Below are 19,486 nucleotides of genomic sequence, written 5' to 3'. Positions count from 1 at the left end.
CGGTCACCCCCGCCGGTTGCGGGCGTCCAGCATGTCGTTGAGCGCCAGGGCCGTGGTGATCAGGGAGAGATGGCTGAACGCCTGCGGGAAGTTGCCGATCTGCTGGCCGGTGAGGGCGATCTCCTCCGCGTAGAGGCGCAGGTGGTTGCTGAAGGTGAACATCTTCTCGAACGTGAGCAGGGCGTCGTCGAGTCGCCCGGAGCAGGCCAGGGCGGCGACGTACCAGAAGGTGCACATGTTGAAGGTGCCCTCGTCGCCGGGGAGCCCGTCCGGCGCCTCGGAGGGCTTGTACCGGTGCACGAGGCTGTCGGAGACCAGGTCCCGGTCGATGGCCTGCAAGGTGGACTGCCACAGCGGGTCGCTCGGGGTGACGAACCCGACCGACGGCATGATGAGCAGGGCGGCGTCGAGGACGTGCTCCCCGTACGCCTGGACGAAGGAGCGGCGGTTCCAGTCGTACCCCCGCAACATGATCTGGTTGTAGATCGCGTCCCGTTCGCGGACCCAGCGGGACACGTCGCCGGGGCGGCCGTGGCGGGTGGAGAGGCGGATCGCCCGGTCCATGGCCACCCAGGACATCAGGCGGCCGAAGGTGTAGTCACGGGGGTGGCTGCGGCTCTCCCAGATGCCCGCGTCCGGCTGGTCCCAGTTGTCGCAGAGCCAGTCGACCATCCGGACGGTGCTGCGCCACACCTGGTGCGAGGCGCGGATGCCCTGCTCGTCGGCGAAGAGCATGGCGTCCAGGGCCTCGCCGTGGATGTCGAGCTGGAGCTGGTCGGCGGCGCCGTTGCCGATCCGGACCGGCCCCGACCCCATGTACCCCTCCAGGTGGTCGAGGACCTCCTCGTGCAGGTCGGACGAGCCGTCCACCCGGTACATGATCTTGAGGGGTGCCGCGTGGTCGCCGGCCTCGCGGATGCGCTCGTCGAGCCAGTTGGTGTACCGGGCCGCCTCCTCGGTGAAGCCCAGCCCGAGCAGGGCGTGCACCGAGAACGAGGTGTCGCGGATCCAGGTGTAGCGGTAGTCCCAGTTGCGGGTCCCCCCGATCTCCTCGGGCAGGGAGGCGGTCGGTGCGGCGATCATTGCGCCGGTCGGCGCGTACGTCATGAGCTTGAGGGTGATCGCGGACCGTTCCACCATCTCCCGCCACCGCCCGGTGTACCGGGACCGGTCGAGCCACTGGCGCCAGTAGTCGCGGGTGAACTCGAACAGCGCCTGGACCTCTTCCCGGCTGAAGCGGCGGGGCGCCTGGGTGCCGGCGGTCTCCATGACGATCGCGCCCGTGTCCCCCTCCTGCAGGGTGGTGAAGGCGATCAGGTCCCCGTCGAGGTTCTGCAGGTTCTCGATCGGGATAAGCCGGCCGTCGGGATGGGAGGTGTGCAGCGTCAGGGTGGCCGACGGGCTCCGGAAGACGGCACCGTCCGCGTGCACGTCCAACTCGTGCCGCTCCCGGCCGTAGTCGAAGCGGGGGCAGCACTCGGCGCGGAACCGCATGCTGCCCCGCACCATGTTGATGGTCCGGATGATCCGGTGCTGGTCGGTGGGCCGCTCGCCGGTCACCGGCATGAAGTCGACGATCTCGCTGACGCCGTCCGCGCTGATGAAGCGGGTGATGAGAATCGGCGTGTCCGGCAGGTAGAGCTGCTTGCTGATGTACCGCACCCCGTCCGGCACGATCGAGAAGTACCCGCCGCGCCGGCGGTCCAGCAGCGCCCCGAAGATGCTCGGCGAGTCGAACCGGGGCGCACAGAACCAGTCGATGGTGCCGTTGCGGGTGACCAGGGCGGCGGTCTGCAGGTCCCCGATGAGACCGTGATCCTCGATTGCCGGGTAGGCCGACATGCCGGTCTCCCCGTTTTCCCACGACACCTGTCGAACCTTAGGGACGCGGGGGCGGCGGGCGGCCGGGAACGCCGTCCGGCCACCCGTCCGGGTTACGGCGGTGCCCGGCGGCCGCCGGACACCGCCGTGACCGGCTACCACGGTGTGGACGGGAGGGTGGTCAGGGCAGCAGGCGGTCGGCGCCGGCGAACGCCCCGACGACGTACGGCACGGCCACGGCCGGCAGCACCGGGCCGTGGCGCAGGGTGGGCGTCCACCCGGCGTCGGGTGCCAGGTCGGGGTCGTGGGCGGCGTTGTAGGCGCCCGCCAGGTCCACCGGGCGGGCCGGGCCGTCGGCCGGGTCGACGACGTTGCCGCGGGTGGTGACCGCGGTGCCGCCCCAGTCGTAAGGCAGGTCGGCGGCGGTGATCCCCGCGCCGAGGGTGAAGGCGTTGCGCTCGACGTGCACCGCCGACCGCACGCCGATCCCGATCGCGTAGGCGAACCCGTCGCCGGCCAGCCGGTAGTGGTTGTTGTAGACGTCGACCTGGCCGAAGCGGACCCGGGGCAGGCGTTGGCGGACCCCGTCGAAGAGGTTGTGGTGCAGGGTCACGTTCAGCCGCCCGACGTCCGGGCCGACGGTGTTGGACGAGCCGATCAGCAGTGTCTTGTCCCGGCCGACGAACCGGTTCCAAAACGGGCGGTCGCCGGACCGCTGCCCGACCTGCGCTTCGTGGCCACCGGCGGGATCGACGCCACCAACGCCGCCGACTTCCTCGCCGCCGGCGCCCGGGTGGTCGGGGTCGGTTCGGCGCTGGCCGACCCGCGCCAGGTCGACCGGCTGGCCGAGCTGGCGCGGGGATAGCTCGTCGCGGTCGTGGCGAAGCGGGTGGGCCGACCCGCCACCGTGCTCGGGCCCGGGCGCCGGCGGCCGGCCGTGTGGGCGGCATCCCACCACGCAGCCGGACCGGATCGGGTAAGCACTGGCGCATGACGTCGACGATGCTGGTGATCGGGCCGAGGCTGGCCGTCGCGCTGGTCGTCCTGACGGCGCTGGCCGCGGCCGTCGCGACGGCCGGCCGGCTGGGGCACGGGCGGCAGATCGTGACCGCCGCCGTGCGCGCCACGCTGCAACTGGCGGCGGTGTCGGTGGCGATCGCCGCGATCGTCGGGTCGATGTGGGCGACCGCGGGCTTCGTGCTGCTCATGTGCGCCGTCGCCACGGTGACCGCCGGCCGCCGGATCACCGGCGGCCGGCGGGGCTGGTGGGCCGGCACGCCGATCGTCACGGGCAGCCTGCCGCTCGTGGCGGCCCTGCTCCTGACCGGCCTGCTGCCGCTGCGGGGGATCGCGGTCATCCCGGTCGCCGGCATCCTGATCGGCGGGGCGATGACGGCCACCTCGCTGGCCGGCCGCCGGGCCCTCGACGACCTGACCGGCCGCCGCGGCGAGGTGGAAGCGGCCCTCGCCCTGGGCCTGCCCCCACGCGACGCGGCGCTGCTGGTGTGCCGGCCGGCGGCGGGTCAGGCGCTGATCCCGGCGCTCGACCAGACCCGCACGGTCGGCCTGGTCACCCTGCCCGGGGCGTTCGTCGGGGTGCTGCTCGGCGGCGCCGACCCGCTCACCGCCGGAGTGACCCAGCTGTTCGTGCTCATCGGCCTGCTCGCCGTGGAGGTGGTCGCGGTGGTGCTCACCGTGGAGCTGATCGCCCGCGGCCGGCTCCGGCGCGGCGACACGGCCGTGGGACGGTGACCGGTCAGGCCGCACCCCGCCTGCGGGACCTCCCGCCGGCGCCGCCCTGCCCGCAGCGGGTGATGACGCTGAACTCGCCGTCGGACTCCATCCGGACCTCACGCGCGTCGGCGATGTCGTCGACGCCCTGCTCGCGCAGCTTGGCGTACAGCTCCTCCTCGGTGACCAGCTCACGGCGCATGTTGCGGCGCAACATCCGGCCGTCCCGGTGCGGTCCGGACGCGCCCCAGGTCACCCGTCGGCCGGAAGGTCGCCCCCGACGACGGCCCAGGTCGTCTTGCCGTCGCCGACGGTCACGAAGCCCCAGTCGGAGGCGAGGGCCGCGACGATGGGGATGCCACGGCCCCGCTCGGCGAGCAGGTTCCCGTTTGCGGCCGGGTCCGGGCGGTCGGCGGCGCGGTCCCGCACACTCACCCGCACCGCCCCCGCCTGTTCCACCAGCGTGACGTCGAGCTCGGTGCCGGCGTGTTCCACGGCGTTGCTGACGAGCTCGGACGTGACGATGACGGCGCGCTCCGTCATCGCCGGGCGACCCCACGCCCGACAGCGGTCGGCGACGAGCCGGCGCGCGGCGGCGGGGGAATCCGGGTGCGCGGGCAGGTTCAGGTGGGCCCGGCGGCGACCAGGTGCCCCTTGCGGATCCCGACCGGTGCCGGCCGGCAGCAGGCCGGCGGCGTGCGTCGGCGGCTCGACGGTCAGGACCGGCCCGCCGGCGCGGGCGGCGGCCCAGGGGACGATCACCGTGCCGGCTGACGCGACCGCGACGGCGGGAAGGTCCCGCAGGTCGATGACGAGGGCCAGCGGGGCGTCGACGTCGCCGTCCCGCAGGACGGCGGCCAGCAGCGGTTCCGCGTCGGGCGGGCAGCCACCGGCGAGCACGATCCGGGTGGAGCCGGCGCGGAAGTCGCGTCGGAAGGCCCATTCGAGTGGCAGGCTCATGTCGGCGGGGCGGGCGGCCCGGCGCATCGTTCCCAGTGCCGTCGCCACTGTCGTTCGTCCGGTTCGCCGGCTGCCGCCACCAGTACCTCGACCGATTCCCTCAGCCCGCCGCCGGCCCGCACCCCGGTCGTCGCCACCAGGCGCCGGATCTCGGCGGTGCGGTGCTGGATCACAGCGCCGACGATGTCCTTGCCCGCCGTCGTGAGGCTGAGCCAGGAAACCCGCCGGTCGCTCTCGCCCGGTCGCCGTGCCACCAGACCGCGACGGACCAGGCGGTCACAGGTCCGGGTGACGGTGGACGGGTGGACCTGCAGCGCCACGGCAAGGTCGACGACCCGGACCGGCCCCCGGGACGCGAGGAGGACGAGGGTCCGGTACTGCGACATCGTGAGGTCGACGTCCAGGACCCCGAGCGAGCGGACGGTGATGCCGACCAGCGATCGGCTCAGTGCCGCCAGGGCATCCACGAGGCCCTCGTCCACCGCCGTCGGGGACTCCGCCGGCTCCACGTAGAGTCGCACCGGCCAATGATTGCACGGGTACACGCATTTATGGTCGGAGGGGTGACCATGGGAAATGCCGGCTCCACCGGCTCACCGGCGGTGCGGACCACCCGCTGGGAGCGGGTGACCGCGCTGCCGTTGACCGTTCTCTCCCTGGTGTTCCTGGCGGCTTACGCGGCGCCGATCCTGGATCCGCAGCTCGGGGCGGGCTGGAGGCGCGCCTGCCAGCTGACGACCCTCGCCATCTGGCTGCTGTTCTGGCTCGACATCGGTGTCCGCTTCGTTCAGCAGCCGGATCGACGGCGGTTCGTCCGCGAGCACCTGTTCGATCTCGCGGTGCTGCTCCTGCCGGTGCTCCGCCCGCTACGGGCGTTGCGGTTGGTGACGGTCGTGCTCACGCTGAGCCGGCGTACCGAGATCTGGGTCCGCGGCCGGCTCGGCGTCTACGTGGCGGCGACCACCCTGCTGCTGGTGGTGGTCGCGGCCCTGGCGGTCCTCGACGCCGAGCGGTACGCCCCGGACTCCTCCATCACCAGCTACGGGGACGCCCTGTGGTGGGCGGCCGTGACCATCACCACGGTCGGATACGGCGACTTCTACCCGGTCACGACCGAGGGACGGTTCGTGGCGGTCGGCCTGATGATCGGCGGTATCGGGCTGATCGGTTTCGTGACCGGCTCCCTCGCCACCTGGATCGTCGACCGGGTCTCCGGCCGCGGCCAGCAACCCGCCGCCACCGCCGAGGACATCGCCGCGCTGCGGCGGGAGATCGCGGCGCTGCGCCAGCGCCTCGAATCGCCGGACGGCACGCCGACCGAGGATGCCGCCGCCCGCCCCGTGCCACCACCCCGGACGACGCCGCCGTCGTGAGGCGGCGGAGGACCTCGCTGGTGTGCGTCACCCGTGTGGCATGCGACGCCGGATCGCGGGCCGGTGGGTGGGCAGCGCGACGGCGTACAGGTCGTCGAGGAGTGTGTCCAGCAGGCGGGTGATCCGTGGCTGCGGGCCCGCGGTCGCGCGCACGTCGTCGACGATCATCGCCAGGTACGTGTCGAACGGCAGGCTGTTCACCTGTACCCGGACGGTTCCGTCGTCGTCGCGGACCGTGCGGGCCCGCTCGGGGCGGGTGGCGAGCCGGCGGAGCAGGTCGTGGGCCTCCTGTACGGCGCGGGTCGCGGTGGTGACGTCGTTCGAGGCAGGGGAGAGGGCCCGCTCGGCGATGTCGGCGAGTTGCCGGAAGCCGAAGCCGACGTCCTGACCCGGGGTGCGTTCCACACCGATGGTCACCGTGCGTGCGGCGCGATCGGCGGGCAGCGGGCGAGGTTCGTCGCCCGGACACCGGTGCGCGCGGAACAGCGGCGCGCCCGCGACCACGAAATCGCCCGGTGTGGGGACGACCGAGATGGCGCAGCCGTGTTCCCGGGCCAGCCGGGCGAGCCGGGCGACGTCGACGTCGGTGACCATGCCCGGCACCGGAGCCGGCAGGACCTGCACGACGTCGCCGGTGACCCGCAGCGGCGGATGTTCGTCGTCCGGCAGGTGTCGCTCGATGGTCCGGCGCGTCTGCGCGCCGATCGACGCGATGATGTGCGACACCCGCATCACGGTGGTGATGTGGTGCAGGTAGTAGATGAACATCCCGCTGCTGCCCAGGACGAGCGACATCGAGACGGCGAGCGACAACTCCGGCAGCCGCTGCTCGTGCCGGGCCGGCAGCGCGGCGAGGACGACCATCGCGAACAGGAAGGTCGCGACGAACGTGCCCAGCGTCGCCTGGATGGTCCGGTCCTGCAGGAAGGTGCGCAGCACCCGGGGCGAGTACTGGCTGCTGGCGAGTTGCAGGGCCACGACCGTGATGGAGAAGACCAGCGCCGTGAAGGAGATCATCGCCGTGATGATCGACGACAGCAGCGACCGGGCGCCGGCCGGCCCGCCGGGCAGGAGCCACTCGACGGGGAGGTCCAGGTGCAGCTCCAGCACCGACAGGCCGATCGCCGCCGCCACCGCCCCCACGGCGCAGACCGCCGGCAGCAGCCAGAAGCTGGCCAGCACGTCGGCGGCCAGCGCCGCTGGGCTGCGGGGCCGACTCACGGCGTCCAGATCCCGGGCGTCACGCCCTGATCCTGGCGTACGCGGGACGGTTCCGCCCGGCGTACGACGTACCGCCCGGACCGGGGGGTGCCGCAGGCCGTCACTCCCGCTGCTCCCGGTCACCCTCGTCCCGTTGTCGTTCCGAGCTGAGGAAGAACGCTCCCAGCGCTCCGGCCAGGGTGGCGAAGACGACCACCGAGTAGACCGCGAGCATCAGTTCGACGACCTGGGCGAGCGGGTCGGTGGCGGTGAGCGGCTCGCCCGTGATGGTGGTGAGGGCGACGTCGTGCAGCGCCTGCCCGTACGTCCGGTAGGAGCCGGTGAGAACGAGCAACTGCCCGACGGACAGGATGACCGTGGTGGTGATGATCGCCAGCCAGGCGAGCCGGTCGGTGAGCAGGCGTCCGGCGGAGCGGGAGCCGCGGACGGCGGCGGTGATGACGCCGCCGGCGCGGGTGGCGCGCAGGGTGGCGGCGGCCCGGGCGAACCGCAGGAACGGTACGGCGAGGAAGATGACCTGCCACCAGTTGCGGCGCCAGAAGGCGCGGGGGCGGTGCCGGGCGAGCCAGGCGCGCAGGGCGAACTCGGCCACGAACACCGCCCACAGGACCCAGCTGGTGACGGTCAGGGCGGTGGACAGGGTGGGGTGCCGGGCGAGTGACTGACCGAGCACGACCAGCAGGAAGAGCACGCCGAGGGCGCCCATCGGCTTGTCCAGCCGCCGGGCGAGACCGTTGAGGACGGCGTCGCGGGACCGCTCGTCGCCCTGGCGGCCGGTCATCCGGGGAGCCGGGTGGGCGGCAGGGGCCGGCGGTGGGTGGGCACGGCGTCAGCGGGTGGCGGTGTTCGGTCCGGCGGTGGCCGGTGCGGGCCGCGGTGACTCGTCACCGTCGCGGGCACGAATCGTCACGACCTTGTCGTATTGACGGCGAAGCGTGGGGGTAGGGCTCTCCGCAGGTCATCAAGACGTGAGGAGTAAGTCGTGACGTACCCCTGGTTCTTCCCCGACGACCTGCCATCGCTGTTCCAGAACACCCCCGCCTCGGAGGACGCCCGGTTGGCCTGCCGGCTGCTCGAGCAGATGCAGCGGGATCCGGTGCTGCGCCACGAGCGCATCTGCATCGAGGTGCAGAACCGGGTGGTCATCCTGGAGGGGACGGTCAGCTCGGCCGACGTGAGCGCCCACGCCCACACCCTCGCCTGGGGTGCCGCGGACGTCCACGACGTCAGCAACCGGCTGTGCCCACCGGACGGGTGACCGGCGCCGGACGTCCGCCCGCCGCCGGCCGGCGGCGCGGTCAGGGGCGCTCCCAGAAGTCGGGGCCGATCGGCTCCTGGTAGTCGGCGGTGGCGACGAAGAAACCCTCCTCGTCCACCTCGATCGGCAGCTGGGGCAGGCGGCGGTTGGCCGGGCCGAAGACGGGTTCGGCGTTGTTGGTGATGAGGAACTGGGACTGGTGGCAGGGGCAGAGCAGCCGGTTGGTCTGCTGTTCGTAGAGGCTGGCGGGGCAGCCGGCGTGGGTGCAGATCTTCGAGTAGGCGATGTAGTTGCCCCACATCCAGTCGAACTTGCCGGCGTCGCGGTTGTTGAGGCGGGCGGTGATCGCGTCCTCGGCGCGCAGGTGGATGAGCAGCGTGACCGAGTCGGCGTACTGGTTGCTGACGCCGTGCGGGATGCCGGGGAAGACGGTGACCTGGCCGCCGGCGAGCAGGTCGGAGGGGCGCACGGGACGCCCGTCCTCGCGGACCAGGCGGACCCGGGTGATGGCGCCCTGCTCGTCGGCGGGCGCGAAGCCGGTCTGGTGCAGCTCCCGGCCGGTGTGCGGGTCGCGGATGAGGCCGCCGACCAGGGGTGCGGCGACGACCGCGCCGACGGGGACGAGCCCGGCGAGCAGCGAGACTCCGAGCAGCGGTCGACGCCGCACGCCGAGTTCGTCGGCCATGTAGAGCATGGTCTGACCGGTGATGCGCTGCTCGTCGGGGGACACGGCGCCCTCGTGCCGGTCCTGGATGGACACCTCCTTGGGCAGTAGCTTCTTGCCCCACACGAGAACGCCGAAGCCGACACCCAGCAGCGCGATGCCCAGGGTCGCCCCGAGCAGCGGCGTGTAGTACTCCTCGATGTCGGCGACCAGTCGGTAGCGCCACGGCCACCAGATGTAGACCGCGAGGAACGCGGTCGCCGCCAGCCCGGCGATCAGGAACAGCGCCGCGACGATCCGTACCAGCCGGCGCTCGGCCTTCGAGCCGGACACGACCTGCGGCTCGTAGTGGACGATCTCGATGTCGTCGCGGCGGGCGCCTTCCCGGACGATGTCGAAGCGCGACAGCGACCGGTCGTTGACGTCGACCGCCCCCCGCTGTTGCCGCGTCACGTGCTGCTCGCTCACGACTTGCCCGCGATCCACAGACTGGCGAAGACCAGCGCGACGATGCCGACCAGGAAGACCGCCAGGCCCTCGGTGGAGGGACCGTACCGCCCGAGGTCGAACCCGCCGGGGTCGGTGTCGGTCTGGATCACCTGCTGGATGTAGGCGATGATGTCCGCCTTCTGGTCCGGGGTCAGCGTGGTGTCGCCGAACACCGGCATGTTCTGCGGCCCGCTGAGCATCGCCGCGTAGATGATCCGGTCGCTCGCCGGGTAGAGGCTCGGCGCGTACTTGCCCGACGACAGGGCCCCGCCACCGCCACCGAACGCGTGGCACTGCGAACAGTTGATCCGGAACAGCTCACCGCCGCGGGCGAGGTTCGCGTCCTTGACCAGGGCGTCCACGTCGTCCGGCACCACCGGGCCGACCCCCAGCGAGTCGATGTACGCGGCCAGCTGGCGCACCTGCTCGTCGGTGTACAGCTCGGGTTTGCGCTGTGCCTGTGCCTCCTGCCGGGCCAGCGGCATCCGGCCGGTGCCCACCTGGAACTCCACCGAAGCCCCACCCACGTTGATCAGGCTCGGGCCCCGCCCCTCCACCCCGCCGGCGGAGCGACCGTGGCAGGTGATGCAGCCGACCTCGAACAGCGCCTCACCCTCCGCCGCGGCGGCACTCAACCGCGGCTCCTCCTGCGCTTGCGCCTGGGGCGCGAACACCGTGTACGCGCCGCCGGCCAGCACCAGCGCCGCGACCATCCGTACGACGGCTCCGAACCGTCGCCCGGCGCGGCCGGCGGGACGGCGCTTCCAGGGGCGGGCGAAACTCCGGCGCCCTCGATCTGCCATGGTTTCCTCGTCTTCCGGGCACGGTCAGTGGCAGCACTAATTTGCGACGATATAGGAGTTTCATCCGGCACGTGGAGGCATTGCTCCGTCCGCCCTACCCGTCATCGGGGGGCCGACAACCACCGCGCCGGCTCCCTTTTCGACCGCCGGTGACCTGTGGTCTGATGATCGCCACCCGGACAGCGGACTGGAGGCGCACTGATGGCAGTCGACCCGACCGGTCGCGACCTGAAGCAGTTCCTGGCAGCCACCCCTGAGGAGCCGGTGGTGATGCTCAACCTCCTGCGCTTCGCCGAGGGCGGGCGGGAGTCGTACGAGCGGTACGCCGCGGCGCTGCGGGAGACGTTCCTGCCGCGGTACGGCGGCGAGGTGCTCTACGCCGGAGACGGTGGCCCGGCCCTGGTGGCCGAGGAGGGCCAGGCCTGGGACGCGGTGCTGCTGGTGCGCTACCCGAGCCGTACGGCCTTCAGCCGGATGGTCGCCGATCCGGAGTACCAGGAGGTGACCCGGTGGCGCACGGAGGCCCTGCGGGAGGCCGTCCTGCAGCCGACCTCGCCGTGGGCCACCGGCTGACCGAATCCGGCGCGCGGGCGGATACCGCCGGACGTGTGGGGTAGCTCCCGGGGATGGTGTTGAAGAACCCCGCCGACCTGCTGCGCCTGCTCCTCGTCGCCGTGCTCGTCTATCCGGCACTGGTGGTGATCCTGCGGGTGTCCGGGAAACGGACGCTGTCCAAGCTCAACGCGTTCGACCTCGTCGTCACGGTGGCATTGGGCTCGACGCTGGCGACGATACTGCTGTCGCGGGACGTCTCGCTGGTCGAGGGGATCCTCGCGCTGGCCCTGCTGGTGGCGTTGCAGTACGCGGTCGCCCTGCTCGCCGTCCGCTGGCCCCCGTCGCAGCGGCTGCTGAAGGCCCGGCCGACCATGCTGCTGCGGGACGGGCGGCCACGGTACGACACCATGCGCCGGGTCCGGGTGGCGGAGAGTGAGATCCGGCAGGTCGCCCGCAGCCAGGGCGCCGGCGACCTCGGTGAACTCGCGGCGGTGGTGCTGGAGACGGACGGCAGCCTCAGCGTCATCACCCGCAGCGGCCTCGGCGACGGCAGCAGTCTCGCCGATGTGCGCGACGAGGGGCGGTAGCGGTCAGAGATGCTGGCAGCGCCACTCGCTGAGCGCCCTCTCGGTCACCCGCTCCTCCTGGCGGACCGAGTCCTTGATCCGCTCGCGGGCATCCGCTCCGGTGAACCGCTGGACCAGGGCGACGACGCCGCAGAAGACGACGAGCACGCCCAGCGCGATGAGCGGGGTGACCAGGGTCGCCGGCACGACCAGCACAGCCAGTGCCGGCGCGGCGACGAGATTGGAGCGCCGGAACCGGCGGAAGGTGCGCGCGGCGACGAGCGCGTCGGCAAGGAGAAAGAGGGCGACGCCGCCGTACAGGGTGATGGCGCTGGGCCCCGGCAGCGGTTCGACGCCGGGCGCGGCGACCTCCTCGAGCACGAGCTTGAGCCCGAGCGCGGTCATCACGATTCCGACCAGGACCAGCAGGTGCAGGTAGGTGAAGACGTCCCGGGCCAGGGGTATCCGGCTCGGGCCCCGGGTGCCGTGCATCGCATGCTCGACACTGGGCGCGAGGGTGTCGAAGTGCAACCACCACATCGCGGCGAGCAACGCGATGCCGAGGACGGAGCCGGTGATGACCGGCCCGGTCAGGGCGAGCCGGTCGAAGCGGCCCGGTCCCAGCCCCAGCGCGATGACCGCCTCACCGAGGGCGATCAGGATGATCAGGGCGTGCCGCTCCGCCCAGTGCCCCGCCGAGGCGACCCCCCAGCGGGCGTACGGCAGGAACAGGCCGACCGAGTACTCGACCAGCAGGGCGGCGCCCCACAGCGTCAGGCGTGCGGCGAGGACCGCGTCGGCCGGAACCCACCAGGGCGCGGTGGTGGCCAGCCCGACCAGCAGGGCGGCCAGCACCGCCGGGGCGGTGATGACGACCAGTTGCCGGCGGGAACGGCCCGCCCGGCTGAGCACGTAGAGGAACCCGGCCGACGTGAGGCCGCGTACGGCCAGGTAGGAGACCGCGAACACCACCGGGCCGGGCAGGTCGTCGGGTTGGTCGATGAAGGCCTGCGGAATGGTGATCGCCAGGATGAACGCCGCCGCCATGATGCCGAAGCCGAGCGGCGGCAGGAACCCGTGGTCGGCGCGGACGACGTTGCCGAGCGACGCGAACCCGGTCCAGCAGAACCAGAGCAGCGCCAGGACGATCGTGCCGGACAGCACGGAGACGGGGGTCAGTTCCCGGGACACGAGACCGGTCACGTTGAGGAACGCGAAGACGAAGATCAGGTCGTAGAACAGCTCCAGCCGGGTGACCCGGCTGCCGGGTGCCACCGGCATGAGCCACCGCGAGCGGCGGAGGGGCGGCGGAACGCTCACCCGGTCAGTTTCCGTCCGCGATGCTGGCCCAGGGGCGGTTTCACCACAGCCGACCGCCTGCGCTGACCGGCTCGGTCAGAAGTCGGCCGGACGGCCTGCCGGTGGCGCAGACCATCCACTACTCCGCGTCGACGCTGGAGAAGCATCCGGACGCGTGACCGTCATGACTGTTCGTCGTCGACGACGTCGGTGCGGTCGTCGTGCGTGACCGTCACCTCCAGATGCTCGTCCGGCTGGGGTGCCTGGGCCACGGTGTGGTGCGGGTCGCCGTCGGGCGAGAACAGCACCCGGTCGGTCTTCGGGCTCTTCTCCCGGCCCTCCTCCGGCTCGGTCACGGCACTCTCCCTCCGGTCCGGTCGCGTCCCTGCCCACGCTATGCCCCGCCCGGGGGCCCGGCGCGGGAATCCGCCGTCTGCGACGCCATCGGGTGTCGCCCGTGCCCGCCGTCGCGGGCAGGGCAGGTCGGTACGGATGACACCCTCGGGAGCGGTGGCCGCCGGAGACGGATCGTCACCGCCACACGGTGACGGTCCCGGCAGCCAGCGCCTTCTTCCCGTCGAACGCGCGGTACGGGTGCGGGGCGAACTCCGCGGCGAGGTCGCCGGACGAGAACAGGATGACGGTTCCCTCGACGGTGACCAGCTGCGGTGGCGTCGCCTCGACGGCCTGCCGGGTCAGCACGAGCAGTGGGCCGTCGCTCAGGTCGACGTCCCGGACGACGATCGCGCCCTCGTCGATGACCCGCTCGACGGCGGCGGTCACGGTGAGCCGGTCGCCGACGGCGGCACGGGCGAGCGTGCTCGGCGGGCTGGTGCTGGCGGGCCGCCGCGGCGGTTCGGGGCCGGGGTCCCGGGAGCAGCCGCCCGACAGCAGGGCGGCGACCAGTCCCGCGGCGATCGCCGCGCGGCGGACGCCGTGCTGCCCGACCATGGTGATCACCTGCCTTCGTCGTGACCGTCGACAGTGCTCCTGTCACCAGGAACGCTCCGAGGTGTGACGGCCGTCGCGCGGCAACGTGACGGTCGTGTGACAACACCGGGCGGGCTCCCGATCGGAGTTTTCGCCGGCCGGGGGCCGGGTAGCGCGATGGTCGACCGGGGCTCCGGCTCCGATGTCGACCGACAGCGACACGGCGCCCGCGAGGGTGCCGGACCGGGAGGGGGCAGGGCGGTGCGTTGTCTGCAACGGCGTTACCGGCTCGACGAGCCGGTCGGCCGGGGAGGCATGGCGACCGTCTGGCGCGGCTACGACCTGCGGTTGCAGCGTACCGTGGCGGTGAAGCTGTTGTCGTCGGCGCTGGGCGACCCGGCGGCCCGGGACCGGATCCGCCATGAGGCGTTGGCCGCCGCCCGTTTCGACCACCCGAACGTCGCCCGGGTCTACGACTACGGCGAGCAGTGGCACCTGACCCGCACCCCCACTCCGTTCCTGGTGATGGAGTTCGTCGACGGGCGGACCCTGGCCGCCCGGCTCCGCGGTGACGGGCCGCTCCCGGCACCGGAGGTGCTGCGGGCCGGTCGGCAGGTGGCGGCGGCCCTCGCCGCCGCCCACGCGCACGGCGTGGTGCACCGCGACGTCAAGCCCGGCAACATCATGCTCACCCGAAGCGGGGTGAAGGTCGTCGACTTCGGAATCGCCGCCGGCGTGGGCGAGGACGTGGCGGACCCGGACGGGCTGGTCTGGGGTACGCCGGCCTACCTGCCGCCGGAGCAGGCGGCCGGCGCGGAGGCGGCGCCGGCGGGCGACGTGTTCGCGCTCGGCGTCGTCCTCGCCGAGTGCCTCACCGGTCAGGTGCCGGAGCGGGCCCCCCACGAACCGGCAGCCAGCGTCGCCCTCCCGGGGCTCGCGGCGCCCCACGTGGAGCTGGTCCGCGCGTGCCTGGAGACGGATCCCGGCCGGCGGCCGACAGCGGCGGAGCTGGCGTCGGCGCTCGGGCCGCTCACCGGGACGACCGTGGCGGTGGACCCGACGGCCGGTGGTGCCCGACCCGCGGTGCCCGCCCGGACCGTCCCGGGCCCCACCCGGCGCGCGCGCCCGCGGGTCGCGAGCCGGCCGGCGCGAGGCGTACGCCGTGGCGTTCGCCTCGCGGCTCCCGCCGCGGCGGCCGCCGCGCTCGCCGGGCTGTTGCCGGGACTGGTCACCGCCGAGGACCGATCCGCCGACCCGGCCCCGTCCGGGGCCGGCTGCCGAACCCGCTACCTGGCGCAGCAGGGAGCCGACGGCGGCTTCACGGCACGGATCACCGTGACGGGCATCGGCGGTCCGGGCACGCAGCACCGCACGCTGACCTTCACCCTTCCGGAGGGGCAGCGGCTCCTCGACGTCGTCGGCGCCGCCTGGACCCGGGACGAGCGGCGGGTGACGCTCCGCCTCGCCGAGCCGCCCGTACCGGGAGGGGACCTGACCGCGACGCTGCACGGCCGGGCGGACACCGGTGGACACGAGCCACCCCGCCGGTTCACGGTGGGCGACGTCGTCTGCGACCGCACGGGCACGCACGTCCGGACGTCCGTGCTCCCGTCCGTCGCGGCCGTCCCGGCCGCGGCGCCGACGGGGACGGCCGGCCGGGGCTCCGCCGGCGGGCCACCGGCGGGCGACGCCCGCAGCAGTGGTCGCGGAGCGGGCGGGGCGCCCGTGCCGCCGTCACCGTCGGTGACCACTCCGTCCGGCGCCGCGCCGACGCCGACGCCGCCGTCGGACCCACCGACCACCGCGCCGCCGACCAGCGCGCCGCCGCCGTCGGAGCCGCCGGTCACGTCGGTCCCGTCGGCCACGTCGGAGCCGCCGGTGACGTCGGAGCCGTCGGCCACGTCCGAGCCGCCGGTGACGGCGGAACCGACGCCCACCCCGCGAACCACCACGTCGTCCGAAGCTGCCGAGCCCACCCCGCCCGCGCTGCCACCGACGTCGGTCGAGCCGTCCGTCACCGGTGGGGGCTCCCGGACGTCCGGGAGTGCGGCGTGAGGGAAGGGGTACGACGTTGAGACGACGATCCCGAGAGGAGAAGCCATGACCGGCACCACCATGCCGATGCTGGAGACGTACCCGAAGTCGATCAACCTGGACCGTAAGAGGCTGGCCGCGGTGATCGACGCCCTCAACGACTGCGCGCAGGCCTGCACCGCCTGCGCCGACGCCTGCCTGAGCGAGGACATGGTCGCCGAACTGGCGAAGTGCGTCCGCACCAACCTGGACTGCGCCGACGTGTGCACCACGACGGCACGGGTCCTGTCCCGGCACACCGGGTACGACGCGAACATCAGCCGCAGCCTGCTGGAGGCGTGCGCGACCGCCTGCCGGGCGTGTGGCGACGAGTGCGCCCGGCACGCGGACCGGCACGAGCACTGCCGGATCTGCGCCGACGCCTGCCGCGCCTGCGAGCAGGCATGCCGGGACCTGCTGGCGACGATGAGCTGATCCGGGCACGACGTCCCGCGCCGGCTCGGGTACCGGACCGGCGCGGGACGTGCCGTACCGTCAGCGCTTGGCCTGCTGCTTGGCCAGCTGCGGGTCGGCGCCCCTGCCGACCCGGCGCAACGCGTCGCGGAGCTGGTCCTCGGTCATCTTCGAGTTGCCCTCGATGCCCGCGTCGTGGGCCTTCTGGCGCAGGTCGTGGAGCCGTTCGCGGTCACCCATGTCAACCTCCCCGTGTCGGCTGCGGCACAAGGACGCGCTCGTGCCGCCCGGACCCTGGCGTTCCCGCCCGTCCCGCCGGCAAACCGTCAGCGCAGCAGACCGTCCGCGCCGGCCGTCGTCATCCGCTGCCGTACCGGCGGGGAGGCATGGACGACCCGCACCATCGTCCCGGTCCGCTCCGCCTCGAGGGCGGCGGCGGTGACGGCGGCGGCGGCGGACGGCTCGACGTCGACCACGCCGGAGAGGTCGAGGTGCACCTCCCGGGGCCGGTCGCGCAGCACCCGGTGCAGCGCGTCGCGGAGAGTGTCGACGTCCGCGCCGCGCATGCCGCCCCGTAGTACCAGGACCACGACGCCGGCGGACAGGATGGTCACGGTGATCGACATCGACGCCACGGGGACCTCCAGGCCGAAGCGGGGCTCGTTGCTCGGGATCAGGGCCGGCCCCCGGACGCCGCGGACCCGGCCCGCCCGCTCAGCTGGGCGACCGCTTCGGCGCGGCTGTCGTACACCGGGAACATCCCGTCGAGGCGTAGCGTCCGCAGGACGGTGCGGAGGAACGGCGACGGCGCGGCGAGGCTCACGGTGGCGCCGCGGGCGGCGGCGTCGCGGTGCGCGCGGACCAGCAGGCCCAGCCCGGTCGAGTCGATCAGGTGCACGTGGGTGAGATCCACGACGACGTGCCCGCCCATGTCGGTCGCGTGGCGCAGGGCGGTGCGCATGGTGTCCTCGCCGTCGACGTCGATGTCGCCCGCGCACGTGATCACGGTCGCGTCCCCACGGTGGTCGATTCCGAGGATCCCGCCGGTCCCCGGCCCGTCCGGCACCGCGTGGCCGGACCTCGCCGCCATGGTGCAGTGGGCGCATCGGTGGGGGCCGTCGGCGAGGGGCGAGCCGCTCCAGCCGTGGTCGGCGACCATGGTCCAGACCACGCCACCGTCCGCCGGGCCGCCTCCCGTTTCGACGACCGTGTCCCCGCAGATGTCGCAGACCAGTGTCGTTCGCTCGTCGCCCCGGACGACCGTCATCGTGCCGGTCCCTCCTTCAGCTGCGGGCTCACCGGGTACGGTGTCGCCGCCTCCGTCGGGCCCGCGACGCATCCGTTCAGCCCACAACCTGCCGGCCCAGATTCGCGGTCACCCTTCGGCCGCATGACGGTTGTGTGACAAATCCGGTACCCGTCGGCGGGCACGGTCATCGTGGTTGTTCAGCAGGGGCCCGACCGGGAACCGACAATTCAGAACGCGCGGTGGCGCGGGTGCGGGATCCAGCCGAGGAACCGCTCCCGCAGGGCGGCCGGCGGCGACCGCAGGTCCGCGGTGGCGGCGGTCAGGCAGGCCGCCAGGTAGACACTGAGGTTGGCCGGCTGCGGCCCGTACTCCCGGAGCAGCAACTGGCGGCGGGTCGGGCACGGCCAACTCTGCCCGCAGTCCCGGCATACCCACGCGGGAGTCACCGGATCGTGACGTTCCGACACCGCTCACCTCCGCCGAGCGTCGCCGCCGGGAGGGCGGCCGGGGCTCGCGGTCACGTAACGAGAGCGGACACGGCGGGGTTCCGGCGGTACGACACACGGGCCCGAAGCCCGACCGACCGGGGGACCGCCGGCCGCCTGACGGCGTACGCACCGTGACCGACCGCCGTCGCGGGCGCGTCGATCGGAGCCCCCGGCCACCCGCTGCCTCAGCGGGCGGGGCCGCCCGGAAGCACCGGGGGTGCCACCCGGGCAGCACGCCTGGGGCAGGCCGAGACAGATCTGTCGCAGCCGGTCGAGAAGCTCGGGTGGGACATCCCCAGGTCCGGTCACGTCCGCACGTCAACCCGCACCTCCGACACCGCCCCGGCGCGGCGAGCCGACCCGGTCCCGGCGCAGGACGGTCACCAGCACGCCCAGCGCGACCGCCTGGACCGTCGCGGTCACCGCCACGAGCAGCGGCACGGACGTCTCGTACAGCCCGCCGGTCAGCGCGCCACCCACGGCCGCCGCGACGCCGACCACCGCTCCGAAGACGCCGTAGGCCGTCGCGCGCCGGCCCGGACCCACCAGATCCGCGACGGTGGCCTTCAACGTCGACTCCTGCACGCCGAGCACGGCGCCCCACACCAGCACGCCGGCCACCGCCGGCCCGACCGTGGGGGAGAAGGCGAGCGCGGGGACGGTGGCGGCCACGATCGGCAGGACGACCAGGATCCGCGCGCCGTACCGGTCGTACGCCCACCCGGTGGCGACGGCGGCGACCGCGTCGACGACCATCGCGGCGGCGTAGAGCACCGGCACCGCCGTCGCGGGCAGCAGGTCCGCCTCCACCAGGTGGAAGGAGAGCACCCCGAAGGTGGCGAAGCCGGTCATGGTCAGCCCCGCGAAGGCGGCGTACACCCAGAACCTGCCCGGCAGTCGGCTCGCCTCCCGCGGCGCCGCCCGGTCCCGCCGTCGCGGCCGCTCGGGGGGCCCGCCGCTCTCGTAGCGGGTCGGGTGCGGAACCCGCATCCGCAACCACACCAGGACGATGAGAGTGAGCGCTCCCGGCACCGCGAGCGCGAGCAGCGCCGGCCCGTAGTCGCCGCCGCTCGCCGCCAGCACGGCGGCCACGGCCAGCGGCCCGACCAGCGCTCCCGCCTGGTCCAGTGCCTCGTGCGCCGCGAAACCGCGACCGCGACCGGTCACGGCGGCGGCGTGGGAGAGCAGCGTGTCCTTGGCCGGCTGGCGGATTGCCTTGCCCACCCGTTCCGCGACGACCAGCGTTCCGGCCACCCAGACCACCGAGGCGACGCCCAGCAGCGGGACGCTCACGACGGTGAGCCCGTACCCGGCGAGGGCCCACGCCCAGAAACGGCCGGTACGGTCCGCCAGCGGCCCGGACACCAACCGCAGCACCAGCGCGGACGCCTCGCCCACGCCGGTGATGACGCCCACCGTCAGTGCGCTCGCCCCCAGGCCGGCCAGGAGCGGCCCGGTGATCGACCGCGCGCCCTCGTAAACGACGTCGGCGAGCATCGCCACGACACCGAACCAGAGCACGAACCGCCACGCCGACAGGGGCGGACGGGCGGGATCGCTGTCGGAAGGGCCGGCCAATCGCGGCATGACCT

The 19,486-nt window shown here is 73.4% G+C and carries 25 protein-coding genes; 8 read left to right on the top strand and 17 right to left on the bottom strand.

What is annotated here, in order from left to right:
* Positions 1 to 3 precede the first annotated feature (3 nt).
* Together AB0873_RS21480 and AB0873_RS21475 are read right to left on the bottom strand one after the other, a co-directional pair.
* Positions 4 to 1,842 (bottom strand): glycoside hydrolase family 15 protein, encoded by a 1,839-nt coding sequence (locus AB0873_RS21480; protein WP_366601671.1) that lies wholly within the window; start codon positions 1,840 to 1,842, stop codon positions 4 to 6.
* A 160-nt stretch (positions 1,843 to 2,002) separates the two neighbouring features.
* Positions 2,003 to 2,479: a hypothetical protein gene (locus AB0873_RS21475; RefSeq protein WP_366601669.1), complete on the bottom strand. Its 477-nt coding sequence runs from the start codon at positions 2,477 to 2,479 to the stop codon at positions 2,003 to 2,005.
* Between AB0873_RS21475 and AB0873_RS21470 the strand changes: the two genes are divergently transcribed.
* A complete protein-coding gene (locus tag AB0873_RS21470) occupies positions 2,423 to 2,686 on the top strand; it encodes a hypothetical protein (RefSeq protein WP_366601667.1) in 264 nt (87 codons plus the stop codon). The genes AB0873_RS21475 and AB0873_RS21470 overlap by 57 nt on opposite strands.
* A gap of 125 nt (positions 2,687 to 2,811) precedes the next feature.
* On the top strand, positions 2,812 to 3,573 hold the full coding sequence (locus AB0873_RS21465; RefSeq protein WP_366601586.1) for an ABC transporter permease: 762 nt from the start codon (positions 2,812 to 2,814) through the stop codon (positions 3,571 to 3,573).
* 4 nt (positions 3,574 to 3,577) lie between these two features.
* Here AB0873_RS21465 and AB0873_RS21460 read toward each other — a convergent pair whose 3' ends face one another.
* The 3 genes from AB0873_RS21460 to AB0873_RS21450 are packed head-to-tail and all read right to left on the bottom strand — an operon-like array spanning position 3,578 to position 5,033.
* Complete coding sequence (locus tag AB0873_RS21460) at positions 3,578 to 3,769, bottom strand: YetF domain-containing protein (protein ID WP_366601585.1); 192 nt, start codon at positions 3,767 to 3,769, stop codon at positions 3,578 to 3,580.
* 35 nt (positions 3,770 to 3,804) lie between these two features.
* The gene (locus AB0873_RS21455) at positions 3,805 to 4,560 is read right to left on the bottom strand and encodes an ATP-binding protein (RefSeq protein ID WP_366601583.1); all 756 of its coding nucleotides are present in this window, start codon (positions 4,558 to 4,560) and stop codon (positions 3,805 to 3,807) included.
* On the bottom strand, positions 4,509 to 5,033 hold the full coding sequence (locus tag AB0873_RS21450) for a MarR family transcriptional regulator (protein WP_155332075.1): 525 nt from the start codon (positions 5,031 to 5,033) through the stop codon (positions 4,509 to 4,511). The genes AB0873_RS21455 and AB0873_RS21450 overlap by 52 nt, the downstream gene beginning before the upstream one ends.
* Positions 5,034 to 5,081: 48 nt before the next feature.
* Between AB0873_RS21450 and AB0873_RS21445 the strand changes: the two genes are divergently transcribed.
* On the top strand, positions 5,082 to 5,885 hold the full coding sequence (locus AB0873_RS21445) for a potassium channel family protein (protein ID WP_366601665.1): 804 nt from the start codon (positions 5,082 to 5,084) through the stop codon (positions 5,883 to 5,885).
* Between the two features lie 27 nt (positions 5,886 to 5,912).
* Here the strand turns inward: AB0873_RS21445 and AB0873_RS21440 are convergent, their stop codons facing one another.
* The gene (locus tag AB0873_RS21440) at positions 5,913 to 7,106 is read right to left on the bottom strand and encodes a DUF2254 domain-containing protein (protein ID WP_366601582.1); all 1,194 of its coding nucleotides are present in this window, start codon (positions 7,104 to 7,106) and stop codon (positions 5,913 to 5,915) included.
* A gap of 100 nt (positions 7,107 to 7,206) precedes the next feature.
* The gene (locus tag AB0873_RS21435; RefSeq protein ID WP_366601580.1) at positions 7,207 to 7,887 is read right to left on the bottom strand and encodes a hypothetical protein; all 681 of its coding nucleotides are present in this window, start codon (positions 7,885 to 7,887) and stop codon (positions 7,207 to 7,209) included.
* A gap of 201 nt (positions 7,888 to 8,088) precedes the next feature.
* Between AB0873_RS21435 and AB0873_RS21430 the strand changes: the two genes are divergently transcribed.
* On the top strand, positions 8,089 to 8,364 hold the full coding sequence (locus tag AB0873_RS21430) for a BON domain-containing protein (RefSeq protein ID WP_366601579.1): 276 nt from the start codon (positions 8,089 to 8,091) through the stop codon (positions 8,362 to 8,364).
* Between the two features lie 40 nt (positions 8,365 to 8,404).
* On the opposite strand, the gene AB0873_RS21425 is transcribed toward AB0873_RS21430, so the two are convergent.
* Positions 8,405 to 9,481: a Rieske 2Fe-2S domain-containing protein gene (locus AB0873_RS21425; protein WP_366601578.1), complete on the bottom strand. Its 1,077-nt coding sequence runs from the start codon at positions 9,479 to 9,481 to the stop codon at positions 8,405 to 8,407.
* Between the two features lie 11 nt (positions 9,482 to 9,492).
* Positions 9,493 to 10,320 (bottom strand): c-type cytochrome, encoded by an 828-nt coding sequence (locus tag AB0873_RS21420; RefSeq protein WP_366601576.1) that lies wholly within the window; start codon positions 10,318 to 10,320, stop codon positions 9,493 to 9,495.
* A 201-nt stretch (positions 10,321 to 10,521) separates the two neighbouring features.
* Here AB0873_RS21420 and AB0873_RS21415 point away from each other — a divergent pair, with 201 nt between their 5' ends.
* Complete coding sequence (locus AB0873_RS21415; protein ID WP_366601574.1) at positions 10,522 to 10,893, top strand: DUF1330 domain-containing protein; 372 nt, start codon at positions 10,522 to 10,524, stop codon at positions 10,891 to 10,893.
* Between the two features lie 53 nt (positions 10,894 to 10,946).
* A complete protein-coding gene (locus AB0873_RS21410) occupies positions 10,947 to 11,462 on the top strand; it encodes a YetF domain-containing protein (protein WP_366601572.1) in 516 nt (171 codons plus the stop codon).
* A 3-nt stretch (positions 11,463 to 11,465) separates the two neighbouring features.
* On the opposite strand, the gene AB0873_RS21405 is transcribed toward AB0873_RS21410, so the two are convergent.
* The 3 genes from AB0873_RS21405 to AB0873_RS21395 form a co-directional block, all read right to left on the bottom strand.
* Positions 11,466 to 12,761: a low temperature requirement protein A gene (locus AB0873_RS21405; protein ID WP_366601570.1), complete on the bottom strand. Its 1,296-nt coding sequence runs from the start codon at positions 12,759 to 12,761 to the stop codon at positions 11,466 to 11,468.
* Positions 12,762 to 12,922: 161 nt separating this feature from the next.
* Positions 12,923 to 13,096, bottom strand: a complete 174-nt coding sequence (locus AB0873_RS21400) for a hypothetical protein (RefSeq protein ID WP_196255657.1) — start codon at positions 13,094 to 13,096, stop codon at positions 12,923 to 12,925.
* Positions 13,097 to 13,271: 175 nt separating this feature from the next.
* Entirely contained in the window at positions 13,272 to 13,691 is a 420-nt protein-coding gene (locus tag AB0873_RS21395) for a hypothetical protein (RefSeq protein ID WP_366601569.1), read from the bottom strand.
* 240 nt (positions 13,692 to 13,931) lie between these two features.
* On the opposite strand from AB0873_RS21395, the gene AB0873_RS21390 reads away from it, so the two are divergent.
* A complete protein-coding gene (locus AB0873_RS21390; RefSeq protein ID WP_366601567.1) occupies positions 13,932 to 15,725 on the top strand; it encodes a protein kinase in 1,794 nt (597 codons plus the stop codon).
* Positions 15,726 to 15,770: 45 nt separating this feature from the next.
* Positions 15,771 to 16,178 carry a four-helix bundle copper-binding protein gene (locus AB0873_RS21385; protein ID WP_366601566.1) on the top strand — a complete coding sequence of 136 codons (408 nt, stop codon included), beginning with the start codon at positions 15,771 to 15,773 and terminating at the stop codon, positions 16,176 to 16,178.
* A gap of 60 nt (positions 16,179 to 16,238) precedes the next feature.
* Here AB0873_RS21385 and AB0873_RS21380 read toward each other — a convergent pair whose 3' ends face one another.
* The 5 genes from AB0873_RS21380 to AB0873_RS21360 all read right to left on the bottom strand — a co-directional run bounded on the left by AB0873_RS21380 (position 16,239) and on the right by AB0873_RS21360 (position 19,481).
* Positions 16,239 to 16,397 (bottom strand): hypothetical protein, encoded by a 159-nt coding sequence (locus AB0873_RS21380; protein WP_155332087.1) that lies wholly within the window; start codon positions 16,395 to 16,397, stop codon positions 16,239 to 16,241.
* A gap of 86 nt (positions 16,398 to 16,483) precedes the next feature.
* On the bottom strand, positions 16,484 to 16,783 hold the full coding sequence (locus AB0873_RS21375; RefSeq protein WP_155332088.1) for an STAS domain-containing protein: 300 nt from the start codon (positions 16,781 to 16,783) through the stop codon (positions 16,484 to 16,486).
* A 47-nt stretch (positions 16,784 to 16,830) separates the two neighbouring features.
* The gene (locus tag AB0873_RS21370; RefSeq protein WP_155332089.1) at positions 16,831 to 17,424 is read right to left on the bottom strand and encodes an STAS domain-containing protein; all 594 of its coding nucleotides are present in this window, start codon (positions 17,422 to 17,424) and stop codon (positions 16,831 to 16,833) included.
* A gap of 209 nt (positions 17,425 to 17,633) precedes the next feature.
* Positions 17,634 to 17,873, bottom strand: coding sequence for a hypothetical protein (locus AB0873_RS21365; protein ID WP_155332090.1), 240 nt, complete (start codon positions 17,871 to 17,873; stop codon positions 17,634 to 17,636).
* 339 nt (positions 17,874 to 18,212) lie between these two features.
* Positions 18,213 to 19,481: an MFS transporter gene (locus tag AB0873_RS21360; RefSeq protein ID WP_366601564.1), complete on the bottom strand. Its 1,269-nt coding sequence runs from the start codon at positions 19,479 to 19,481 to the stop codon at positions 18,213 to 18,215.
* Positions 19,482 to 19,486 lie beyond the last annotated feature (5 nt).

Source organism: Micromonospora sp. NPDC047707, assembly GCF_040704235.1.
Classification (GTDB): domain Bacteria; phylum Actinomycetota; class Actinomycetes; order Mycobacteriales; family Micromonosporaceae; genus Micromonospora.
This window is presented reverse-complemented; position numbering and strand designations above follow the sequence as displayed.